Below are 19,097 nucleotides of genomic sequence, written 5' to 3'. Positions count from 1 at the left end.
CCATCACCTCGCCATTACCTTATTGAGAAGGTCTTCGTAAAGGTGCTTGTAAAGATTCCTCTCGACCGTTACAGAGTTGTCAACAGGCTCACCATCGACCACAGGAGCGGCGATACCGAGTGAGCAGAGGATTCCAGCATTGACACCCTCCATTTCCTTATCGGTACAGGTACGGACGAAATCGCCCAGCCTGTCCTTATTGACCGTGTAGATGGTCTCACACAGAGCGGTTGAAGGAATCTTGCACAGCACCTCTGCATGAGTAGGCATGAGACGCTTTTCCTTGGTGGTGAGATAGACCACCTCGACAACATCTGCGTGTTCATTCAATTTATCAGAGGAGACAACGATTGCCGGTCTTCCCTCTGTATTACTCGGGTCTGTGGCGTAGCACTTGGAGTTGGAAATGTAGAAAATATCTCCTCGCTTCGCCGGGACGCTCTTATTCATGTAATATGCCATTATTTCTTACCTCCCATAACTGCGATTGCACATTTCTGTTTATCCTCCAACCACCACGAACACTGCTCGGTTACGCAGAAAACAGGCTGTGTGCCAATTTTCACGGTGTTATTCTCGTCTACGACAGTGTTAGTCGTGAGGAGAGGACAGATTTTGCTCTGTTCCATTTTCTGATAACCTCCTATATTTTCCGCAGTAACACTTTGAGGATTTGCACCTCAAAGCGTAGCGGCATTGATTATGTAGAGGGCAAGCGTGGCAGACACATCTTTTCTTACAGTTTTCACATCTTGTCTGCACGACATTTACCTCCGTTCTTTATTGAACTCGCCCCACAAGGGGGCGAGATTTTAGGATAAGAGAAAGACCGGGCGAACGCCAAAAGAATCGGAAGCGTAGTAGTAGTTCGCACCACCGTTGTTGCCGACAAGGGCGAAATTGGAAGCGGAATCCTCAACCTTATTCTGCAACCAGTACCATTCCCATGTACCTGTCTCCGAGCCTTGGAAAGCGATACGCTCATGGCGGTTCTCCATGCCGTAGAAGCGTCTAACAGATACAGGCTCGTCCTTACCGTAAGGGTTCTCTCCGAAGATTTCACGCTCGGTAGGAATACGGAGCATATCAAAGCAGTTCGTCTGACCTACTCGCATACCAACCATGCGACCCTTGATTTTCTCCGGGAAGCTCTCGAAGATTTCTCCGTTCAACTTCTTGCGAAGGTCGGAATGTTCGTAGTCAACCTTTTCGGCTCTGCCGGGATTCTCGAACATTTTCTGCCCGTCCTTGAGACAGTCAACGGTGATGAAAAGCATACCGTTCGGGGTCTCACGAATGGCTTTCGCCTTAACCTTTTCCCCTGTGGTGAGTGTGAAGGAGATAATGTCTCCCAGTTCAAACAGTTCAGTGTCAATAGTCATGTTTCTCATAACTTCCATGATAAAATCCTCCTTAATCTTTATTGGATAAGTTTTTGTCTTGCTGTGATTATAAGATAACACATACAAGATTGAATGTCAATACCTAAAAGATAAATTTTTATCTTTTCTGTGCAAGTTATCGTCTTCTGTGTTTTAATGCTTTTCGCACACCCTCGGAGCGTTGCTCATATAGTTCACTGAATCGCCTATGTTCCTCACGAATGACTTTCTTTTCTTCCTCCCACAGTGCCTTTTCGTATAGGTACTCGGGACATACACCGTGACAGCCGGGGTGTCGCTTCGGAGCAACGCAGTCCTTACAGCACTTAATCTTCATCGCTTGTACCTCGTGACGCTGTTGCAGATAGTTCGCAACTCGTTTCGGTCGAGAGGTGGGTCACAGGCAACCGTATTGGCGTACAACAGCTCCTCGTAAATCTGTGACTTGGAGTAGCCTTGATTGTGGAGCATACCAGCGAGGGAGGTGAGACAGATATTGCGGCTTCCGTCCGGGATTCTTGGATATACTGGACGGAGCTTTACACGCCCATTCACGACAGGTTCTTCCCATACCGGGGCGTATATCTTGTCTCGCCCAACAACCACCTTATCGGAGGTCTCTCGAGCTTCCGGGAAGTATTTCTCCACAACATAATCAATCGCTTCTTGGTTCTCGATGATTTCTCGGTAGAGAAGGGTGTTCCCGGTCATAATGAAGTAGCGAGCCGCCTTGTAAATCTCCACGCCAGCAAGATTGTTCTTGCCCTTGAAGGGGAGAGTTCCACGGAGTAGGATATGGAATCCACGCCCACTCCGGGATTTCTCCGTATAGCTGTGGCACTTACCGACAATATCAGCCCCGAGGACGCTCATAAGACCGTCTTCATCGTACCCCTCGTCAATATCAATCCCGACATACCCATTGTCCGCAAATACGAAACCGCAGTAGTCGTAATAGTGCTGGTTGTACGATTCGAGAGCAGTCTCGAAATCAGACCATGTTTCCGGGTTGGTTGAGGAAGCGGCTTCGTTCTCCCATGCTTTCATAGGGACTTTGCTTCCATCATTCGCACACACCCACTGGTCGAGTTTCTTTAATTCCTCGGGAATATTGTCATAGTAAACCACGCCGCTTTGCCACCTTTCTTTCCAGCTCATTTACGAGCTTCCAAATGCTGTCCTGTGAGATACCTTTGGACTTCGCCAACTGATAGATATTGTCCGGGACGGTATCGCCCTCACGATAGATATACAGGAGCATTGCTCGGTCATTATCGGAGAACGACTTGAGTGCGCTGTCACACGCCGCCCAGTTATGCTTGTCTGCTTCCGAGTGGAACTTCGGTCTGTCGTGTCGAGCATAGAATCGCAGACAATGATTCACATACTCGGAGTAGAAAGTTCGGCTCATTTACTTGTCCTCCTTCATTTCCCCATACATGGAACTCAACTGGGCTTTCTTTGCTGTCTTCTTGACCTCAACATCCTCGAAATACCACTGGTTATCAATGCAGATAGGGTAGTCCGGGTTGTCAGATTTCACCAGCTTACCAGTATCAATGATATGCTGTGCCGCAGACACGGAGAGGTTGTTCTTTACGAAGTCCTTCCCGGTGCGGAGCAGAGCGTTCACTCTGCCGTTGACGTTCTTCAACTTATACATTGTGTATAACCTCCTTAAATTCATTATTCAGAGCTTCCACATCGACATTGCAAAGCTCCTTGAGTTTGTAGCGTTCCGGGTAGGTATCGTCCATTTCGTAGACCTCCCTCATGTGAATGTGTTCCTTCAACATATCCCGGTAGAATCTCTCGAGACGCTTCTTACCGAACCCGAGGTAAACATGAAGCGTCCACAGCACCATTGCGTCAATGTCGAGAGAATAGGCTTCGTCATGCTCAAGAATCTGTCGGTCGATTTCGTGAATTGCCGCCGCTGTCGCTCTTTCCTTGGCTGACTTCTCCGCATGAGAGACCATGTGGTCGAAATCACTGACTTTCAGATTCAGAGTGGGTTCTTTCTGTACCTTAATTCCGGCTTTCTTCTGTCTACGCCGTTCAGCTCTGTTCATTACCCACACCTTCCTTCAAGAGCGAACCATAAGGGAGGGTGAGAATCCAATCGCAGAACATACGCCACTCGTCCAGCTTGTGACCTCTGCGATATTCCAGCATATTCAGAAGGTTTTCGTAGGTCATAGTGACCGTTCGCTTCTGATTGAAAGAGGAGGGCAAAAGCTGAATCATATTCCACCAAAACTGCTTGCGCTCTACATCGGTGAAATCACCCTCGCTTACGAGCCTGTTGTAATCGTTGTACCAGCCACGATTGTTGTTAAGCTCGTTAATCACAACACCGAGAATCGCCTTGCTCGGCTCGTCCAAATGCTCACAGGAGAAGTCCTCGAAGGTGAACTCCTTTGCCTGTATCTTGTGCATGGTGGAACAACTATTAGCTGTCGTACCGACCTTGTATGTATCGAACTCCTTCCACCAGTAGAGAGGAGCGGTAATATCCACCGATACGAAAATCTGACGGAGGAACTTACGGTGAGGTGCGCCGCCATGAATGAGCCGGGTCATAAGGTCAACGTCATTTTCCCCGAGACACATCTTGTCACCGTCAAATACGGTGTCAGAGCGTTCCCAGCTATTGAGAGGATTTCTCATGCCACGAATAGCGTGTTTGATTCCCCATACCTCAATCTGTTCAAATTTAATCATCGCTCACTCCTCCTTAATAGCGGTTCTTGGCTCGAGACAGGCTTGCCATCTGACGCTTCATCATGTCCTCGTAAAACTCGTTGCTCGGGTTATCCACCTTGTAGCAAGGGCGGTCTCCGAAGAACACACAGTAGGTGTCTGTGGTCTTCTCATGTACGATGGTGGTGTATTCCTCGGTCATAGCCGAACCAGCCATAACAGGCTCGCCAGCTTCGGTCACATCGAACCCGGTACAGGTGCTACCCCAAATCTGTGAGAAACACTCAACACTGAAATCGAGGTAGACTTTCTTGCGGCTATCATTCTCCTTAATCTCGGCAATCTTCTGAACGAAATCCGGGTCATGGGCGAGAGCCTGTTGTGCCTTATAGAGCAGAAGCTCCAAATTCGGGATTCTTGCCACCATACCTCACACCCCCTCTACATGAGAAGCGAGCATATCGGCTTGGTGTGTCCACAGAACATTCGTATATTTATGCACTGCTCGTGTATAATCGTTCCATTCGGACTTATCGCAGAAAGCTCCCATGTGATAGCGAATACACATGATTTCCTCCTCGGTGAGCTTGAAATACTGTGCCAGCACCATAACCGACTTATCACCGTGACCCTTGAGCAGAGTGTCTATAGCGTATTCCCACTTGGAATCGTCTCTGATTTCCTCGCCGCCGAGAGTTTCAGCAATGACCGGGTGCTGGTAGTTGTCCATCTTACAGAGGTCGTGGAACATACCAACCAGCAGAGGTGAGCGAGGGTTCTGCCAGTCAAGGCGGCAATCCTCGGTGAGCTTCTTGAGGTAGTGAGCTACCATGTAGCTGTGGTCGAACAAACCACCCTCGTAATTGCCGTGATACTTGGTGCTTGCCGGAGCGGTGAAGAATCCCTTCTCCAACAGGTCTTTCTTGACCTCCGGGGGAACAATGTCACCCATGAGGTTATTGAATTTCTCAATACGTTCTGCCAGTGTCATACGTCACCCTCCTGTCTGTGAAGACTGCGCTCTTTCTCAAACCCATTCGGGTAACGGTTGCGGAGCTTATCTACGTTCATCTGCAACACCGTCTCGAGGTCATAGCCGATAGCATGGGCGGCAACTGCGATATACCACGCCACATCGCCCAGCTCTTTTGCGAGGTGAGCTTTGTCCAGCTCGTGACCTTGGAAGCGGTACTTCTTAACCATGTCCACACACTCGCCGGATTCACCACAGAGACCCATAACGCCGTTGAGAAGAATCTCGTCATTGTTCGGGTGGTTCATGCCAGCCGCAGTGCGGAGAGCTTCGGTCTGATACTCATTGATTGTCATTTCTTTTCACCTCCGATAAACAGAAACTTGGTATCTACCTCCACAGTGAGTGCGGTAGTAACAGGGTGATTGTCAGCTTCAATCAGAGCGGACAGGTCGAACCCAGCTTCTCAAGATACTCAACCGCCGTCTTTGCGTTCTTCATGGATTCCACATTCGCAATCACATTGATATAGTTCTTCTCAATTTCACGAAGGGTTTCGGAACGCTTTGCTTTCAACTGACGGAGAGCGTCAGTACCGTCCGTGAAATCCTTCATAATGTACATACGAATGTTCTCTTTATCAGACAAATCAGAGAGCTTCGTTGTCAAAGAGGTGTACCAACCACAGGTAGTATCAATCCCTTCAACCTTCTCGAGAGCTTCTTTCCAGCGGTTCGCCACCGTATCAGCTTCCGAAATCAAACGGAACACCTCGTCCACAGTTTCATTGATTTTCAGAGCTTCGTCTCTCTGTGCAAAATAGGCTTTTTCAGCCGTTGCGTACTGGATTTCGACCTCTGCCTTTGCGTCACTCTGTTTGGCTTCCAGCCATTTCACCAACTGTCGTTTCGTCATAGTTATGACCCTCCTTCAATTCGATATATTTGTTCAGATACCAAACGGCTTTCTTCATGTCCTCGAGACCATTCTTCCGCTTGGCACGATACAGATACTTGAAAGCATTGCACTGACAAAAATTCAGAACAGCTTCCACGCCCTGTGTCTCGAGCATTACCTCAATGCACTCGAATTTCCCGGTCTCATAATGTGCCGGGTGATTGACATTATCTGTCATGCGACACCTCCTATTAAAAATCCGGGAGAGGAGCTTGCCCCTCCCGGCTGATTGCTTAACCCAACAGTGCGTCAATATCCAGTCCAGTCTTAGCCGGAGCGGAAGTGGTCTGTGTCTTAGGTGCGGCTTTCGGAGCGGCGTTATTACCATTACCGAGAGTGAGCGCACGAGCGACAGGCTCGGTATCGAAACCATCTGCCGGAGACTTGTCCCCGAGGTTTGCGAAAGTGACTTCCTTGTTCGGGTCTTTGTTGCTCGGAACTTTGGTGTGAACAACCTCTGCACGAATGTAGTGATTGATAAGCTGTTCCGGGTCAATGTCCTCCATCGTGTAATCGTTCATAGCCGTCTTAGCGAAGTAGGAGAAAGCGTTCAGAGCCTTTTCGTTGTACTCGTCATTCTTATCCTTGATAGAGAAACGCTCGGTGTGGGTTGCGCCCTGTGCGTTTACCAGCTTGATTTCGATACGACCGAAATCCTCGTCATAGGTTGCGTCATAAATGCGGAAAACGTATTCTCCCTCCGGGATAATTACAAAACCGCTCGTCATAGGGATTCTTGCCATTGTAGTGTCCTCCTTAAAAAATTCCTTTTTTCGTACTGTTGGTGAAGACGATTTCCGTCAACTTCCATGCCTGTTCCTCGGTGAAACCAGCCTTGATATAGCTGTTGTACATATTGTGAAGCTCAACAGCGGCTTCATCGTACTTCTCAACCTTGAGAGCTTCCTCACGCTGTTCCTCGAGAGCTTTCATTTCCTCGGTCTGCTTCTTATGCAGTTCCATGACCTGTTCGGTCAGTTCCTTACTGTTTGCCATGAATTTGTCCTCCTTATTTAACCGTCATACGGTAGGTTTCAGATTTCTTGCTGTACTTATCCAGCAAGCCGTCAGCTTTCAGAGCGTCCTTATCAACGCTGGTAGTCTCGGAACGAGAGACAGTCCACACATAGGTAGAACCCTTGACCTCGACCTTCTTATCACCGTCACGGAACTGCCCCATAGCGTGTTCCTTGATAATGTCATTGATGGTCTTGAGACGCTTCTCCTTGTCTGCTGTGGAAGCAGAAATCTCGTCCAGCTCCTTCTTGAGACCTTCGGCTTCTGCAATCAGAGCTTCAATGTCAGTCTCGGGAGACAGGGTGTTGGTGCGGAGTGCCGCAAGGATTTCAGCGTCCTTCTTCTCGTCATACTCCGGGGAGATACCAGTATCGACATAATCAACCCACCACTGCTCAACGGCGGCTACCTTGTCTGCGAAGTCCGGGTAACGCTCGGAGACCTTGAACTCAACAGTGATGGTGTTGCTTGCGGTCGGCTGATACGCCGCCGGGTCTTTGTAGTCCTTCTCGTCAAGGAAGGAAGCGACCATAATCACATCGTCCACACCGTACAGGTAAGCGTATAATGCCGCCTGTAATGCGTAATACTCGGGAACATCGTTCTGCCAGTCCTCCGCACGTTTTGTGGTCTTCATTTCGAGAACAGCTTCGATGGTCTTGCCGTCTTCACCCTTCATCAGATAGTCCCACATACCGCCGAGGTGTTTGCTCTCCGGGAAGAAATCTCCCCATGTCTTATTGAAGTAGTCCTCACCCCACACATCGGAAGGGCGAACAATGTCCATACCGTAGGACTGCTCCATGTAGCGAGCCTGTTTCGGCTCGATGGTCTTACCAGCAACCGTGTAGATAGTGTCCTCGAAGGGCTTCTCATAGGTCTTGGTAATCGCACACCACATTTCAAATGCGGTACTCCACGGATTCAGACCGAGGATAGTAGCGAAGCGAGTACCTGTGATTTTCTTGGTTCTCTTGGGAGGGGCAATCTGAATACGATTGCCCTCGAGCCACTTAATGTCTGCCATTACTTAGCCCCTCCTTCCAGCATTGCGGTAATCTTCTGAATCAGCGTCTCGCAATCGGACTTGGAAATCTCCGTGAATCCCTTGGTCTGTACTGCGATGTTCGCAATCAGTTCCTCCTTGCTCGGGTCAGCGTCCTTGAGCTTCTTGAGAACAGCTTTCAGACCCTTAATCTGTAAAGCAGAAGCATTGTCAGCCGGAGCAGTCAGATTCTCCTTCACTTCCTGTCTCTGCTCGGGAGTAGCCGGGGCTTTCTTCTCTGCCGCCGGAGCGGAAGCAGTCTCGCCATTGCCGAGATTTGCGTCAATGGAATCGCTCTCGCAAATGTCCAGCGCAATCATATACAGGTAACGGCGCATATAGGTGATGGAAGAACCGAGAGCTTGCATTTCGTTTGTAGCCTGTTTGCCAGCGTTGCTCACGATAGGAGCAATCTGATTGAACGGAGCAACGAACGGTACGGATTCCTCCGGGTTGTCGGTGTTGATGATGTTCATGGTTGCAACATCAGCGGTGAAGTTCACCACAGGGATAAGACCAACCTCATTGAAAATGCGGATAGCGGTCGGTACAATGTCCTCAAGCTCGAAGTATTTGAAGGACAGGTGCATATTCTTTCCTGTCTTCTCCACGTTCGCTTCAAGGAACTTTGCCCTTGCAGTAAGGAGCTTCTGATATACATTTGTGGTCTTGGTAGTAGTTGCCATTTTCTTTGTCCTCCTTGGCTTTTTAGTTTTTTCGGGTTTGATACCCTTGAAATCGTCAACTCGCTTTTTCGCCATTGCGATGTAGAAGCTTCTGTCTACCTCGTCAATGGACAGCTCGTTATCGTTGTCGATGATACAGTGTTCCGGGAGAGAATCTATTTTCGCTTCGGAATCGTCCTCGGCTTTCACCTTGAAGATTTTTCCGTATCTCTCGTCCGCTGTGGCGTACACTCGGTTCACCTTCTGAACGGACTGCTTTTCACCGTCCACCACATGATAGGCTTCCCGGTACTTCGCCCCGGCTTTGGCGATAATCTGAAACTGGAAAATATCATCGCAACTATTGATGGTGTCTTCGACAGGTGCTCCGTTTACAAAGAACTCCTTGAGGGCGGTAGCCACAATCACACAGGAGTTATTGATATTGAAAGCACCAGCCGGAGCGATACCCTTCACGAGATAGCCGCCTTTGGCTTTTGCTTTGCCGCCCGGCTGAACCTCAACGTAGTTGTTTACGTCTTTCTGCGCTATCTTGACAACGGTATCTTCCTCGAGGTCAAAGCCTGTACGAGACTGCCATTCAGCACAGATAGCGGTCAGTGTGTCGTAGTCCTTCTTATCGCACTCGACCATGATACCGTCCGTGTTGAGCTGGACAATTCGCAGTCCTTCAATCTCTTGGTAACAATGCTCTGCAAGTTCCAGTAGATATAACTGCCCGGAAATGCAGACCGACCTACCCATGAGAGGGTCGTAGAGGTCGTTGTACTGATTCAGCAAGCAACCGTAGGTGGTGTTGCAAACCAGTTTCAGAGCGTTCGCCGTGTGCTTATCGCCAGCGGCTTTCGCTTTCATACGGCGGTCGAGAATGTCCTCGTAAATCTGCGGAGACGGAATGTTTCTGCTTGTGTACCCATTGATGGTACAGAGGTGTGGGTAGTAGCTTCCTACGTCCTCATTCCAAATTCCTCTATCCTTGGTTTCCTCCCAAAAGAAGTTTGGGATTGCACCATGAATACCGCCATACCCGAGTGTCACAGGACACTCACCGATGTTCAGATTGAACTTGCCTTTGAAAAGCTCACTGTCTGAAATGGAGAGGTCATACATTCTATCGAAGAAAGCGAAAACCTCGGGTGGTATGTACTCTTTTCGCAGATTGTCCGGGTAGACATACTTGCGTTCATCATCGTGTGGCTTCTTGGTTGCTTTCAGCATTGCCGCAGTCAGTTTGGCGTTCGTCATACCCATTGCCTTGACTTCATCAAGACCAGCCAGCCGACCGAGGTTGATTTTGTTCTTCAAGTAGTCTTTACGAATGTCAATCAGTCTCTCGGCGGTATCAACGTCATGTTTACAGTAGAACTCCGTCTCGGCTTTTTCCTCCGGGGTCAGAGGACGGTCAATGTCAAACGGTACGCTGGATTCTTTAACCGACATACCGAGGTGTCCTTCAATGGCTTTAAGGGATAACCCCTGTTGCGTATCGTCTCGAATATCCACATTACTGAAACGGAAGTAGATACCATCGAGAAGCGGACACTGCCAGCCTTGCCCTCCGGCAATAATGAAATCGTTGACCTTTTTAATTTCCTCCGGGGCAAACCCGGCGGCAATCGCTTTGATGATGTACTGGTCGTAGTGTTTCGAGTTGAAACCGACATAGATACAATCATCGGACAATGCCATTTTCAGAGCTTCGTTGTCGTTCCAAATACAGGTGTAAACGCCTGTTTCCTTATCCTTGAGGGTTACGAGCCAGTCATAGGCGAAGACCTCACAGTCATAAGAAATCAATCGCATGGGCTTGTCCCTCCTTCCTTTACGAAGTAACAGCCGTTCTTTCGATAGGTCGTACATCGCTTCTTATAGGACTTCACGAGGTAAGCTATATCGTCCACGAAATCGTAGGCGATAGGGTCTGACTTTCCATCGAAGGTACGAGCGATACGCCCGATACTCTGTGTCACCACAGCGTAGTCCTTCTGTGGGGTGGTGAGGTACAGACGCTCCAACCGTGGTACGTCCAGCCCTTCCTTCGCCAGTGAATATGTAGCAAAGAGGTATTTCTTCTTGCCGCTCCTCATGTCCTCAAGAGCCAGTTCTCGTTCAGCCTTGCCCTTTTTAGTTGTCATTTTGCCGCTTATCATCACAGCGTCCTTCTGCATATCAACCGGGAGAAGACTTATCAATGTTTCAAGGTGATTCAGCCTGTCCGACAGAATCAGAGAAGGTCTCTGCTCAATGGAATCTGCAATAAGCTGATTCCGGGCGGCGTTTTCGGTAAGATATGTAATGAGCTTGGTGTAGTTCAACGTTCCGTCCGTGTTAAGGGCTTCCCGGCTTATCTGCACCCCTGTACCAACAGGGTAGATACCTACCTTCATAATCTTGTCAGCCACAGCTTCGTCCGGGACTTTATAGGCAACCTCACCAACAAGGGCGTAGGTAGCTTTAATCATTCCATCTGACCTGTGTACCGTTGCTGACAGACCGTATTTGTGTCGTGCCGATAAACTGTTCAGCACTTTTTGATACTGTGTCACGGCGGTAGGACTGCCGCTGACCCTGTGTACCTCGTCTGTGATTACGCAATCCCAGTAGTCCCGGTACTGTGCGAGGTCGAGCTTGCACATGGTCTGAATCGTGGCGAAGGTGATTCCCTTACCGAGATTGACTTTTCCTTCCGTGATAGTACCCATGAGGTCTTCGCTCATATAGAGCTTGGCTCGTTCCTTACTCTGTTTAATAAGGTCAAGTGTGTGGCAGAGCCATAATGTACGCCGTCCCAGCCTTGCGGCGAGGGCAATACCCATCTGCGTTTTACCGCTTCCGGCGGCACTCTGTAATATCCCATACTTGGCGGCTACCATCGCTTGTACGGCGATTTCTTGGTAGTCATAGAGTGGAACATCGGCGTTATAATTTACCTCCACAGGGGCAACAAATTCGCTCAAGAACAATGCCTTATCGGATATGTCCTTCGGTAGTAGCCGGAGTGTTCCAAACGGAAGCACCAGCGTTGTTCCTCGGGTCTCATAGAGTGACAGGACTTTCGGCGTGTTGCCGAGCCATAAGTTCATGCGAGATTTTTTCGCATATTCCGGGTTTGGTATGGTTAGATTTCTCTTGCACCACAGCACCATTTCCGGGGTAGGGTTCTCGACCGTCAGTGTGTTTGAGACTTCAATCAGCATTTCTTCAACCACCTTTCCAGCGGCGTTCCATACTCTCGAATGTCTGTCAGATTTAGAGCTGACTTCTCATAGGAGAGAGCCACCATTGAAAAGTGAGGAATCATAATGATTTCGTCCTCAACCTTTAGTGCGAACCAGCCCTCGCCATTTCCACAGGCTTTCCATGTTTCCATAGCAAAATGCTGATTTTCTTCCACTCTCGAGAGAGGAAATCGGTTATTTGAACACACCTTACAGTCAATGAGGTACGCCGTTTTGCCTTTAACAGCGATAACATCTGCTGGTTGCCCGGCGGCGTTCTGCGCCATGTTGTGACACCAAAATCCGTGCTGGAACAGTAGCTCACAGAACTCGGTCTCAAAACTGTTACCGATTTTTCGGTTAGTAGCCATGTTCTTTCAGCACCTCCTTGACGGTCGAGTGAACGTCTTTATCGTCCACATAACTGTCAAGGTCTCGAATGAGTTCTGAAAGCTGTTTTATCTGATTCTGATAGTAGTTGGCACAATCCATACCCATGTGCTTATCAATCAAATCCTCAAAATCCTTCGGGGATAGGATTGTTTCGGGTCTGCCGTTACTTAGCGTCAGCATTTGTGGCATTTACATTCACCTCCTGTTCATACTTTTGCATGAGAGCAAGAACGCTCTCACTGTATGAGGTGGATTTGATACCGTTTTCCCATGCTTTCTTAGCACCGTAGTCACCCATGTTGTATGCCATCAGAGCTAAACCGTAGTCATTGTAGTTCTGAATGTACGAACCAATGACCTTGATTCCACAGAAAACATTTTGATATGGGTCAAGCATATCTGCTGTTCTGTATTCCTCTGCCAGCCATTCGTGATTGATGGTGTTAATCTGCATGAGACCGTAATCCCCGGTCTTACTAACCACTTCCGGGTTGAACTTGCTCTCTTGGTCTATCATTGCGATAATGAGTGACACTGGAACATTTTCGTCCGCACACACCTCGTAGATGTATCTCTGCAAGCTGTGTGAAAGTGGTACATCGAAGTATGTAACTTCTTCGGCAACCGGGAGGGAATTGGCTTCGTAGGAAGGAACTTCAACCGTCTCCGTTACGGTAACTTGTTTCTTCGGAGCGGTAGCTCGTCCTACGACAAGACCACCGATAAAGCCAATCAGTACCAGCGTACCGATGATGATATATGCTTGAATCACAGCGAGCTTATGTCTGTTGATTCTTTTTGTTTTCGTTCCTCTACATTGCGTAGCCATTTCTGAAAATCCTCCTCATTCTTAGGGTCTGCGTAAAACTTTGTGATGATACCCACTAAGGGTCTTGCGAGGTCATTTACCTGTACTTCTGACAGGCTCATTCATTCTCACGTTCCTTGAGAATTTCTTTGCAAACAGCGAGAATCTGCTTTGCCTTGGGATAGGTATAAACCCCTCGGAGAATACTTGACATCATAGGCGGCTGAACTGCATAACCTCGCTTCTGCAATTCCAGTATCATGTCTACCTGTGTCATTCCCACATTTGCCATTCTCTCTTTAATGTCCACGAATCTCTTACCTCCTTCACGATATAAATTCTTGAAATCAGAATTGCCATTGACAAATAGGCGAATTATTGTTATTATTCTTATAAGACCATCAATAACTATAACTTCCCGAAAACTGCCATTTTCGAGAGGTCGCTTTCTTATTGCCAATTCGCATTTTCCGAACTTCGTGTTCTTATTCTAATTCTTATTATGCGAATTGTCAATAGGAAAATTCGGTTTTTACGAATTTATTTTTTGCAGAGGAGGAATCACTATGACATTCGCAGAGAATATCAATCGTATCTGTGCTGAAAAAGGCACGAATCTGACCGCCATTGTCAAAGCTGTTAAGGGTTCAAGTTCTTTCGCAACAGCCATCAACACCAAAGGGTCATTACCGAAGGAATCCGAAATGCTGGAAATGGCAAAATTGCTTGAGTGTTCCGTCATGGACTTCTTCGCAGACGAGGAAGACTTACAAGAGACCAAACCAGCCAACGAAGACGAGGAAGACATTCTTCGTATCTACCGAGGACTGTCCCGGCGAGCGAAGCATGAGTTCATGTCTATGGCTTATGAATTTGAGAACCGTGAGGAGCTTGAGGGGGATAAGGGAACAACTGCGGCAGTGTGATAAGGTCATTCCCTTCGCTTTGGTATATAGAAAGAAGATATTGGAGGTGAGACTATCAAAGCGGTAATATATGCTCGTTACTCGAGCCACAACCAACGAGAAGAATCAATCGAGGGACAGCTTCGTGAATGTCACGAGTTTGCCCTCAAGAACGACTTCATTGTCGTAGACGAATATATCGACCGGGCTATCTCCGGCAAGACAGACAACCGACCGAGCTTCCAGCGGCTTATCAAGGACAGCGAGAAGGGGCATTTTGACGCTGTGATTATGTACACCCTTGACCGCTTCGCCCGGAACAGATACGACAGTGCCATCTATAAAGCAAAGCTCAAACGTAATGGTGTGAAGATTTTCTACGCCAAACAGCCAATGCCGGACACCCCGGAAGGAATCATTCTTGAATCAGTCCTCGAGGGATATGCGGAGTATTACAGCGAGAATCTTGCCCGGAGTATCAAGCGAGGTATGAAAGAGAACGCTCTCCACGGTATCGCTATGGGAAGTCCTGTGCTTGGATATAAGATAGGAAACGACCGTCAGTATGAGATTGACCCAGTGGGTGCAAAAGCCGTCAGAACCATCTTCACGATGTACGCAGAGGGTAAGTCCAAAACGCAGATTGTGAATTGGCTGAATGAGCATGGGTTTAAGACCTCCCGAGGAAATGCTTTCAATAAGAACAGCTTGTCCCGGATTCTGCGAAATGATAAATACATTGGAGTGTACCGATACGATGATGTAGTCTTGGAGGACGCAGTACCTCCTATCATCGACAAGACCTTGTTCGATAAGGTGCAAGCAACCTTCCGGCACAACTATACAGCCCGGGCAAAAGCCAAAGCCATAGAGGACTATCTACTCACTACAAAGGTCTTCTGCGGTCACTGTGGCGAGCCTATGGTGGGTGAGAGTGGCACTTCAAAGACCGGGAAGGTTCACCATTACTACAAGTGCGTAAATCGTAAGAGGAAGCATAACTGCGAGAAGAAAGTCGAGAAAAAAGAATGGCTCGAGCGGACTGTCGTTGAGTTCACGGTGCAACAGGTACTCACCGATGAAAACATAGAAAAAATATCCACTCGAGCTATGGAGCTGATTGAGAAGGAGCTTCAAGACACCTCCATTCTCATAGGTTTACAGGAACGATTGAAGGAGACCAATAAGAGAATCAAGAACCTCATGTCTGCAATAGAGCAAGGCATTATCACACCAACAACGAAGGAACGTCTTGAGGAGCTGGAAGAAGAACGCAGAGACCTCGAAGGGCAGATTGCCCGGGAGGAAATGAAAAAGCCCCTCTTGACGAAGGAGCGAATCATGTATTGGCTCGAATCGTTCAAGAGGGGTGATATAGAAGATGTTGAGTATCAGCGGCGTATCATCGACACGCTTGTCAACTCGGTTTATGTGTACGATGATGGGGACAAAGGACGCAAGCTCGTGTTGACTTTCAACATTTCGGGGAACAATACGCTCACTATCTCGAGTTCGGATATTGAGCGCACAGCTCCACTAAGACTGAACAAGTTGGACTCGATATGCAATCCTTGTTCAGTAGAACGAAATGATAACGGTGCTGTGTGTGAATATCATATACAGTGCCGTTATTTTTATGATATGGTGTGGATGTGTTTGTGAAAATGAATGATGCGAAAAGGCAATGCAGATTATGGAAGATAAAGATACGTCCACAAACAGGACTGCTTTATCCTCTTGCGTCTTGCTGCCAGATGTGCTATATTGAACATACAAAGAGGGAAACCGCAAGCGGCTACCCGATTGTAATTGTCAACTAATTTTTATAGTCGTCAACTATTTGCGGTAGTTGGCGGCTATTTCCGTTTTCCCTTGAATATCTCATAACAGAGACCAACAAGGGCAACTATGAATATACAAAACTGAATCAGATCAGAATATGTAATCATCTTATCGCCCTCCTTTCTTTCGTCTGGAGGGTGTTTTTATCCCTCCGAAAAAGAAGGGTAGCCGCCTGGCTTTGGTTTCCCTGTCTGTATATTATCATATTGGTAACAGGCAGGCAACCATATTTTCAGTACTAACATTTATTCGAAAAATGTATTGTCGAAACCTCCTCTTGACTTTTCTTTTTCTACAGTTATAAAATAATTAAGTCGAGCAGCAAAAAGGCGTAAGTCCAGATTACAGATACGTATTCGTATTCTGTCTCTGGATTTACGCCTTTATTTTTTATATAACAGGAGGTTATATTTATGCCAAAGAACAAATTACAGGGAACTGTCTTCGGTCTGATCTTCTGGAATATGTTTGCCGCAGCGCCGTTCAGCCACTGGCTGTTTCAGCGCATTTTCAGCAGATAACTATCCGAAGTTACGGATCTTGAAGTCTCTGCTTGCTTCTCTCTGCTGGTCCTTTTTAGCAATATCCTGACGCTTATCGTACAGCTTCTTACCTTTGGCAAGCCCAATCTCTACCTTCACCAGACTTCCCTTGAAATATACCTTCAGCGGCACAATTGCGATACCTTTTTCCTTGGTCTTACCAAGCAGCTTATTGATCTCATATTTATGCAGCAGAAGCTTTCTCGGTCTCAGCGGATCTTTGTTGAAAATATTGCCTTTCTCATACGGGCTGATATGCATACCGTAGATAAAGACTTCGCCGTTTTCAATTCTTACAAACGACTCCTTGATGCTGCATTTACCCATACGCAAGGACTTTACTTCTGTACCTGCCAGCGAAATGCCTGTCTCGTAAGTATCCAGAATAAAATAATCATGATATGCCTTTTTATTATTGGCAATCAGCTTGCCATTACTCTTCGCCATCTTCCATATCTCCTTCATCAGCCATCTCAAAATCTATGGTTCTTGTCAGACAGTCGGCATCGATCACACGCACATACACCGTCTCACCGAGCTTGTACGTCTTGCCTGTGTGCTCGCCAACCATCTCGTATCTATCCTCATAATAATCATAATGGTCATCGTACATATTTGCAACATGAACCAGTCCTTCAATTGTATTAGACAGCTCCACATAGATGCCCCAGTTGGTAATGCCCGAGATCACACCCTCAAATACTTCGCCAATATGTGCTTCCATATACTCAGCCTTCTTCAGGCGGATGGTCTCCCGCTCTGCCTCTTCTGCCCGGCGTTCTGTCTCACTTGCCTGTCTGGTTACTTCCGGCAGAATCGTCTGATAGTGCTCCATCTTTTTCTCGTTCATTCTACCACGCAGATCATCCTTGATAATGCGATGGATCTGCAGATCCGGATAACGGCGGATCGGGGATGTAAAATGCGTATAATAACGCGCCGCCAGTCCGAAATGTCCATCATTCTCCGGCGTATATCTTGCCTGTTTCATCGAGCGCAGTGCCAGTCTGCTGATCATCGTCTCCTGCGGCGTGCCCTGGATCTTCGCCAGCAGCTTCTGAATCTGCCCCGGACGCACTTCATCGGAAATATGCAGGGAATAACCAAAGTTATTGATCAGGATTGCAAGCTTCTTGATCTTATCTTCATCCGGTGTCTCATGTACCCGGTATACGAACGGAATCTCCCGCCAGTAGTACTCTTCTGCTACCGTTTCGTTGGCAAGCAGCATGAAATCTTCGATAATCTTCGTTGCCACATTGCGGTCATAAGAATGAATCTCCATCGGATGTCCTTCCTCGTCCAGCATGATCTTACTCTCCGGAAAGTCAAAGTCAATCGAACCCCGCTGATGTCTGCGGTTTCTAAGGATACCGGCAAGCTGCTCCATTTCCTCAAACATCGGCACCAGATCAATGTAACGCGTCGTCTCTTCCTCATCATGATCTTCCAGGATCTTCTTGACGCTGGTGTAAGACATACGTTCATTAACACGAATCACAGACTCACAGATCTCATGATCGATTACATCTCCTTTGGCATCTACTGTCATAATGCAGCTCATTGCCAGACGGTCCACGCCTGCATTTAGCGAACAGATACCATTCGACAGACGGTGTGGAAGCATCGGGATCACACGATCTGCCAGATAGACACTGGTTCCACGATGGAGTGCTTCTCTGTCCAATGCACTCCGCTCCTGCACATAATTCGCCACATCTGCGATATGTACGCCCAGAATCCAGTTCTTGCCATCTTCTGTCCGCGTAAGCGATACCGCATCATCCAGATCCTTCGCATCTTCGCCATCGATCGTGACCATCACCCACTCACGCAGATCCTTGCGACCCGCCATATCTGCATCACTGACCTCTTCCGGCACACGCTCTGCCTGATTCATCACTTTCTCCGGAAATTCCACCGGCAGATCATAGCTCTTTACGATCGACATGATGTCCACGCCCGGATCATTCACATGACCGAGAATCTCTACGATCTTACCTTCCGGCTTGGCATTATCTGAACCGTAAGACGTCAGTTCCACGACCACCTTATGACCGTCTACCGCGCCTTTTGCGCGTTCCTCCGGTACAAAGATATCCTGCAGAAATCTCTGGTTATCCGGGATCACAAATCCGTAATGCTTGCCCTTTGCCACCTGATAGAGACCTACGATCTTTGCCGTACCGCGCTCTGTGATCTTCACGATCTTGCCTTCCTTACGCTTTCCTTCCGGCGAAGCAGTTAACAGAATCTCCACCGTATCTCCGTGAAGTGCTCCATTGGTCTCCTTCTCCGGGATAAAGATATCATCTGTCTCCCCTTCTATCGTTACAAAGCCAAATCCTCGCGGATGTGCCTGATAGACACCGCGCAGCGTCCGTCCTACTCCCTTGAGATACTTTCCCTTCTGAGATACATGCACCTTGCCCTCTGCCTCCAGTGCATCCATGACCGCTTTCAGCTCACTGCGCTGCTCCTTCGGCACCTGCAGCAGAATAGCAAGCTCCTTCAGCTTCATCGGCACATACATATCATCACATATAAATTCATATATAATCTTTTTTCTCTTCTCAAATGTCTGGTCCATCTTCTCTCCTAACTTCTGCACATAAGAATAGGCACC

At 47.8% G+C, this 19,097-nt stretch carries 27 protein-coding genes; 2 read left to right on the top strand and 25 right to left on the bottom strand.

Features of this window, described 5'->3' with window-relative positions; translation table 11 throughout:
* Positions 1 to 3 precede the first annotated feature (3 nt).
* From OCV65_RS02745 to OCV65_RS02635, 23 genes are all read right to left on the bottom strand, one after another.
* Positions 4 to 462, bottom strand: a complete 459-nt coding sequence (locus OCV65_RS02745) for a type II toxin-antitoxin system PemK/MazF family toxin (protein ID WP_147567703.1) — start codon at positions 460 to 462, stop codon at positions 4 to 6.
* Positions 462 to 629 carry a hypothetical protein gene (locus OCV65_RS02740; protein WP_262580879.1) on the bottom strand — a complete coding sequence of 56 codons (168 nt, stop codon included), beginning with the start codon at positions 627 to 629 and terminating at the stop codon, positions 462 to 464. The genes OCV65_RS02745 and OCV65_RS02740 overlap by 1 nt, the downstream gene beginning before the upstream one ends.
* 183 nt (positions 630 to 812) lie before the next feature.
* On the bottom strand, positions 813 to 1,400 hold the full coding sequence (locus OCV65_RS02735; RefSeq protein ID WP_055304146.1) for a DUF6273 domain-containing protein: 588 nt from the start codon (positions 1,398 to 1,400) through the stop codon (positions 813 to 815).
* 118 nt (positions 1,401 to 1,518) lie between these two features.
* Positions 1,519 to 1,719, bottom strand: a complete 201-nt coding sequence (locus OCV65_RS02730) for a hypothetical protein (RefSeq protein ID WP_055304144.1) — start codon at positions 1,717 to 1,719, stop codon at positions 1,519 to 1,521.
* Positions 1,716 to 2,540, bottom strand: a complete 825-nt coding sequence (locus OCV65_RS02725; protein WP_055304142.1) for a primase C-terminal domain-containing protein — start codon at positions 2,538 to 2,540, stop codon at positions 1,716 to 1,718. The genes OCV65_RS02730 and OCV65_RS02725 overlap by 4 nt, the downstream gene beginning before the upstream one ends.
* The gene (locus OCV65_RS02720; RefSeq protein WP_015554728.1) at positions 2,497 to 2,793 is read right to left on the bottom strand and encodes a hypothetical protein; all 297 of its coding nucleotides are present in this window, start codon (positions 2,791 to 2,793) and stop codon (positions 2,497 to 2,499) included. The genes OCV65_RS02725 and OCV65_RS02720 overlap by 44 nt, the downstream gene beginning before the upstream one ends.
* Positions 2,794 to 3,045, bottom strand: coding sequence for a hypothetical protein (locus OCV65_RS02715; protein WP_055304140.1), 252 nt, complete (start codon positions 3,043 to 3,045; stop codon positions 2,794 to 2,796).
* A complete protein-coding gene (locus OCV65_RS02710; protein ID WP_055304138.1) occupies positions 3,038 to 3,454 on the bottom strand; it encodes a hypothetical protein in 417 nt (138 codons plus the stop codon). The genes OCV65_RS02715 and OCV65_RS02710 overlap by 8 nt, the downstream gene beginning before the upstream one ends.
* Positions 3,441 to 4,106: a hypothetical protein gene (locus OCV65_RS02705; RefSeq protein ID WP_055304136.1), complete on the bottom strand. Its 666-nt coding sequence runs from the start codon at positions 4,104 to 4,106 to the stop codon at positions 3,441 to 3,443. The genes OCV65_RS02710 and OCV65_RS02705 overlap by 14 nt, the downstream gene beginning before the upstream one ends.
* A 13-nt stretch (positions 4,107 to 4,119) precedes the next feature.
* Positions 4,120 to 4,512, bottom strand: coding sequence for a hypothetical protein (locus tag OCV65_RS02700; protein WP_055304134.1), 393 nt, complete (start codon positions 4,510 to 4,512; stop codon positions 4,120 to 4,122).
* Positions 4,513 to 4,515: 3 nt separating this feature from the next.
* The gene (locus tag OCV65_RS02695; RefSeq protein WP_262580878.1) at positions 4,516 to 5,076 is read right to left on the bottom strand and encodes a hypothetical protein; all 561 of its coding nucleotides are present in this window, start codon (positions 5,074 to 5,076) and stop codon (positions 4,516 to 4,518) included.
* Positions 5,073 to 5,414: a nucleoside triphosphate pyrophosphohydrolase family protein gene (locus OCV65_RS02690; RefSeq protein WP_015554722.1), complete on the bottom strand. Its 342-nt coding sequence runs from the start codon at positions 5,412 to 5,414 to the stop codon at positions 5,073 to 5,075. Before OCV65_RS02690 ends, OCV65_RS02695 begins: the two co-directional genes overlap by 4 nt.
* A gap of 82 nt (positions 5,415 to 5,496) precedes the next feature.
* Positions 5,497 to 5,973 (bottom strand): hypothetical protein, encoded by a 477-nt coding sequence (locus tag OCV65_RS02685; RefSeq protein WP_262580877.1) that lies wholly within the window; start codon positions 5,971 to 5,973, stop codon positions 5,497 to 5,499.
* Positions 5,927 to 6,193, bottom strand: coding sequence for a DUF3310 domain-containing protein (locus OCV65_RS02680; RefSeq protein ID WP_055304131.1), 267 nt, complete (start codon positions 6,191 to 6,193; stop codon positions 5,927 to 5,929). Before OCV65_RS02680 ends, OCV65_RS02685 begins: the two co-directional genes overlap by 47 nt.
* Before the next feature lie 55 nt (positions 6,194 to 6,248).
* On the bottom strand, positions 6,249 to 6,758 hold the full coding sequence (locus OCV65_RS02675) for a hypothetical protein (protein WP_055304129.1): 510 nt from the start codon (positions 6,756 to 6,758) through the stop codon (positions 6,249 to 6,251).
* 13 nt (positions 6,759 to 6,771) lie between these two features.
* The gene (locus OCV65_RS02670) at positions 6,772 to 7,011 is read right to left on the bottom strand and encodes a hypothetical protein (protein ID WP_055304127.1); all 240 of its coding nucleotides are present in this window, start codon (positions 7,009 to 7,011) and stop codon (positions 6,772 to 6,774) included.
* Positions 7,012 to 7,024: 13 nt separating this feature from the next.
* Positions 7,025 to 8,059 carry a YqaJ viral recombinase family protein gene (locus OCV65_RS02665; RefSeq protein WP_227070039.1) on the bottom strand — a complete coding sequence of 345 codons (1,035 nt, stop codon included), beginning with the start codon at positions 8,057 to 8,059 and terminating at the stop codon, positions 7,025 to 7,027.
* Positions 8,059 to 10,566 (bottom strand): ERF family protein, encoded by a 2,508-nt coding sequence (locus tag OCV65_RS02660; protein WP_055304124.1) that lies wholly within the window; start codon positions 10,564 to 10,566, stop codon positions 8,059 to 8,061. The genes OCV65_RS02665 and OCV65_RS02660 overlap by 1 nt, the downstream gene beginning before the upstream one ends.
* The gene (locus OCV65_RS02655; protein ID WP_055304122.1) at positions 10,557 to 11,960 is read right to left on the bottom strand and encodes a DEAD/DEAH box helicase; all 1,404 of its coding nucleotides are present in this window, start codon (positions 11,958 to 11,960) and stop codon (positions 10,557 to 10,559) included. The genes OCV65_RS02660 and OCV65_RS02655 overlap by 10 nt, the downstream gene beginning before the upstream one ends.
* The gene (locus OCV65_RS02650; RefSeq protein WP_055304120.1) at positions 11,954 to 12,352 is read right to left on the bottom strand and encodes a PDDEXK family nuclease; all 399 of its coding nucleotides are present in this window, start codon (positions 12,350 to 12,352) and stop codon (positions 11,954 to 11,956) included. Before OCV65_RS02650 ends, OCV65_RS02655 begins: the two co-directional genes overlap by 7 nt.
* Positions 12,342 to 12,494 (bottom strand): hypothetical protein, encoded by a 153-nt coding sequence (locus tag OCV65_RS02645; protein ID WP_262580876.1) that lies wholly within the window; start codon positions 12,492 to 12,494, stop codon positions 12,342 to 12,344. The genes OCV65_RS02650 and OCV65_RS02645 overlap by 11 nt, the downstream gene beginning before the upstream one ends.
* 43 nt (positions 12,495 to 12,537) lie before the next feature.
* Positions 12,538 to 13,203, bottom strand: a complete 666-nt coding sequence (locus OCV65_RS02640; protein ID WP_055304116.1) for a transglycosylase SLT domain-containing protein — start codon at positions 13,201 to 13,203, stop codon at positions 12,538 to 12,540.
* A gap of 97 nt (positions 13,204 to 13,300) precedes the next feature.
* Positions 13,301 to 13,492: a hypothetical protein gene (locus OCV65_RS02635; protein ID WP_147567713.1), complete on the bottom strand. Its 192-nt coding sequence runs from the start codon at positions 13,490 to 13,492 to the stop codon at positions 13,301 to 13,303.
* 256 nt (positions 13,493 to 13,748) lie between these two features.
* On the opposite strand from OCV65_RS02635, the gene OCV65_RS02630 reads away from it, so the two are divergent.
* Positions 13,749 to 14,108, top strand: a complete 360-nt coding sequence (locus tag OCV65_RS02630; RefSeq protein WP_262580875.1) for a hypothetical protein — start codon at positions 13,749 to 13,751, stop codon at positions 14,106 to 14,108.
* A 39-nt stretch (positions 14,109 to 14,147) separates the two neighbouring features.
* Positions 14,148 to 15,749, top strand: a complete 1,602-nt coding sequence (locus OCV65_RS02625; protein WP_317258768.1) for a recombinase family protein — start codon at positions 14,148 to 14,150, stop codon at positions 15,747 to 15,749.
* A 701-nt stretch (positions 15,750 to 16,450) separates the two neighbouring features.
* On the opposite strand, the gene smpB is transcribed toward OCV65_RS02625, so the two are convergent.
* Together smpB and rnr are read right to left on the bottom strand one after the other, a co-directional pair.
* The gene (gene smpB, locus OCV65_RS02615) at positions 16,451 to 16,918 is read right to left on the bottom strand and encodes an SsrA-binding protein SmpB (protein ID WP_118452148.1); all 468 of its coding nucleotides are present in this window, start codon (positions 16,916 to 16,918) and stop codon (positions 16,451 to 16,453) included.
* Positions 16,905 to 19,061 carry a ribonuclease R gene (gene rnr / locus OCV65_RS02610; protein ID WP_262580874.1) on the bottom strand — a complete coding sequence of 719 codons (2,157 nt, stop codon included), beginning with the start codon at positions 19,059 to 19,061 and terminating at the stop codon, positions 16,905 to 16,907. Before rnr ends, smpB begins: the two co-directional genes overlap by 14 nt.
* Positions 19,062 to 19,097 lie beyond the last annotated feature (36 nt).

Source organism: Dorea ammoniilytica (assembly GCF_025567415.1).
Classification (GTDB): domain Bacteria; phylum Bacillota; class Clostridia; order Lachnospirales; family Lachnospiraceae; genus Claveliimonas; species Claveliimonas ammoniilytica.
Note: the sequence above shows the minus strand (reverse complement) of the source record. Positions and strands in the feature narration are given on the sequence as shown.

Bases quoted from the DNA above. Each gene is read 5' to 3' on its own strand.
- OCV65_RS02715 (WP_055304140.1), bottom strand. From the start codon at position 3,045: ATGTATAAGTTGAAGAACGTCAACGGCAGAGTGAACGCTCTGCTCCGC.
- OCV65_RS02640 (WP_055304116.1), bottom strand. From the start codon at position 13,203: ATGGCTACGCAATGTAGAGGAACGAAAACAAAAAGAATCAACAGACAT.
- OCV65_RS02735 (WP_055304146.1), bottom strand. From the start codon at position 1,400: ATGGAAGTTATGAGAAACATGACTATTGACACTGAACTGTTTGAACTG.
- OCV65_RS02695 (WP_262580878.1), bottom strand. From the start codon at position 5,076: ATGACACTGGCAGAACGTATTGAGAAATTCAATAACCTCATGGGTGAC.
- OCV65_RS02650 (WP_055304120.1), bottom strand. From the start codon at position 12,352: ATGGCTACTAACCGAAAAATCGGTAACAGTTTTGAGACCGAGTTCTGT.
- OCV65_RS02670 (WP_055304127.1), bottom strand. From the start codon at position 7,011: ATGGCAAACAGTAAGGAACTGACCGAACAGGTCATGGAACTGCATAAG.
- OCV65_RS02630 (WP_262580875.1), top strand. From the start codon at position 13,749: ATGACATTCGCAGAGAATATCAATCGTATCTGTGCTGAAAAAGGCACG.
- OCV65_RS02690 (WP_015554722.1), bottom strand. From the start codon at position 5,414: ATGACAATCAATGAGTATCAGACCGAAGCTCTCCGCACTGCGGCTGGC.
- OCV65_RS02725 (WP_055304142.1), bottom strand. From the start codon at position 2,540: ATGAGCTGGAAAGAAAGGTGGCAAAGCGGCGTGGTTTACTATGACAAT.
- OCV65_RS02705 (WP_055304136.1), bottom strand. From the start codon at position 4,106: ATGATTAAATTTGAACAGATTGAGGTATGGGGAATCAAACACGCTATT.
- OCV65_RS02740 (WP_262580879.1), bottom strand. From the start codon at position 629: ATGGAACAGAGCAAAATCTGTCCTCTCCTCACGACTAACACTGTCGTA.
- OCV65_RS02685 (WP_262580877.1), bottom strand. From the start codon at position 5,973: ATGACGAAACGACAGTTGGTGAAATGGCTGGAAGCCAAACAGAGTGAC.
- rnr (WP_262580874.1), bottom strand. From the start codon at position 19,061: ATGGACCAGACATTTGAGAAGAGAAAAAAGATTATATATGAATTTATA.
- smpB (WP_118452148.1), bottom strand. From the start codon at position 16,918: ATGGCGAAGAGTAATGGCAAGCTGATTGCCAATAATAAAAAGGCATAT.
- OCV65_RS02655 (WP_055304122.1), bottom strand. From the start codon at position 11,960: ATGCTGATTGAAGTCTCAAACACACTGACGGTCGAGAACCCTACCCCG.
- OCV65_RS02700 (WP_055304134.1), bottom strand. From the start codon at position 4,512: ATGGTGGCAAGAATCCCGAATTTGGAGCTTCTGCTCTATAAGGCACAA.
- OCV65_RS02745 (WP_147567703.1), bottom strand. From the start codon at position 462: ATGGCATATTACATGAATAAGAGCGTCCCGGCGAAGCGAGGAGATATT.
- OCV65_RS02680 (WP_055304131.1), bottom strand. From the start codon at position 6,193: ATGACAGATAATGTCAATCACCCGGCACATTATGAGACCGGGAAATTC.
- OCV65_RS02730 (WP_055304144.1), bottom strand. From the start codon at position 1,719: ATGAAGATTAAGTGCTGTAAGGACTGCGTTGCTCCGAAGCGACACCCC.
- OCV65_RS02675 (WP_055304129.1), bottom strand. From the start codon at position 6,758: ATGGCAAGAATCCCTATGACGAGCGGTTTTGTAATTATCCCGGAGGGA.
- OCV65_RS02660 (WP_055304124.1), bottom strand. From the start codon at position 10,566: ATGCGATTGATTTCTTATGACTGTGAGGTCTTCGCCTATGACTGGCTC.
- OCV65_RS02720 (WP_015554728.1), bottom strand. From the start codon at position 2,793: ATGAGCCGAACTTTCTACTCCGAGTATGTGAATCATTGTCTGCGATTC.
- OCV65_RS02710 (WP_055304138.1), bottom strand. From the start codon at position 3,454: ATGAACAGAGCTGAACGGCGTAGACAGAAGAAAGCCGGAATTAAGGTA.
- OCV65_RS02665 (WP_227070039.1), bottom strand. From the start codon at position 8,059: ATGGCAGACATTAAGTGGCTCGAGGGCAATCGTATTCAGATTGCCCCT.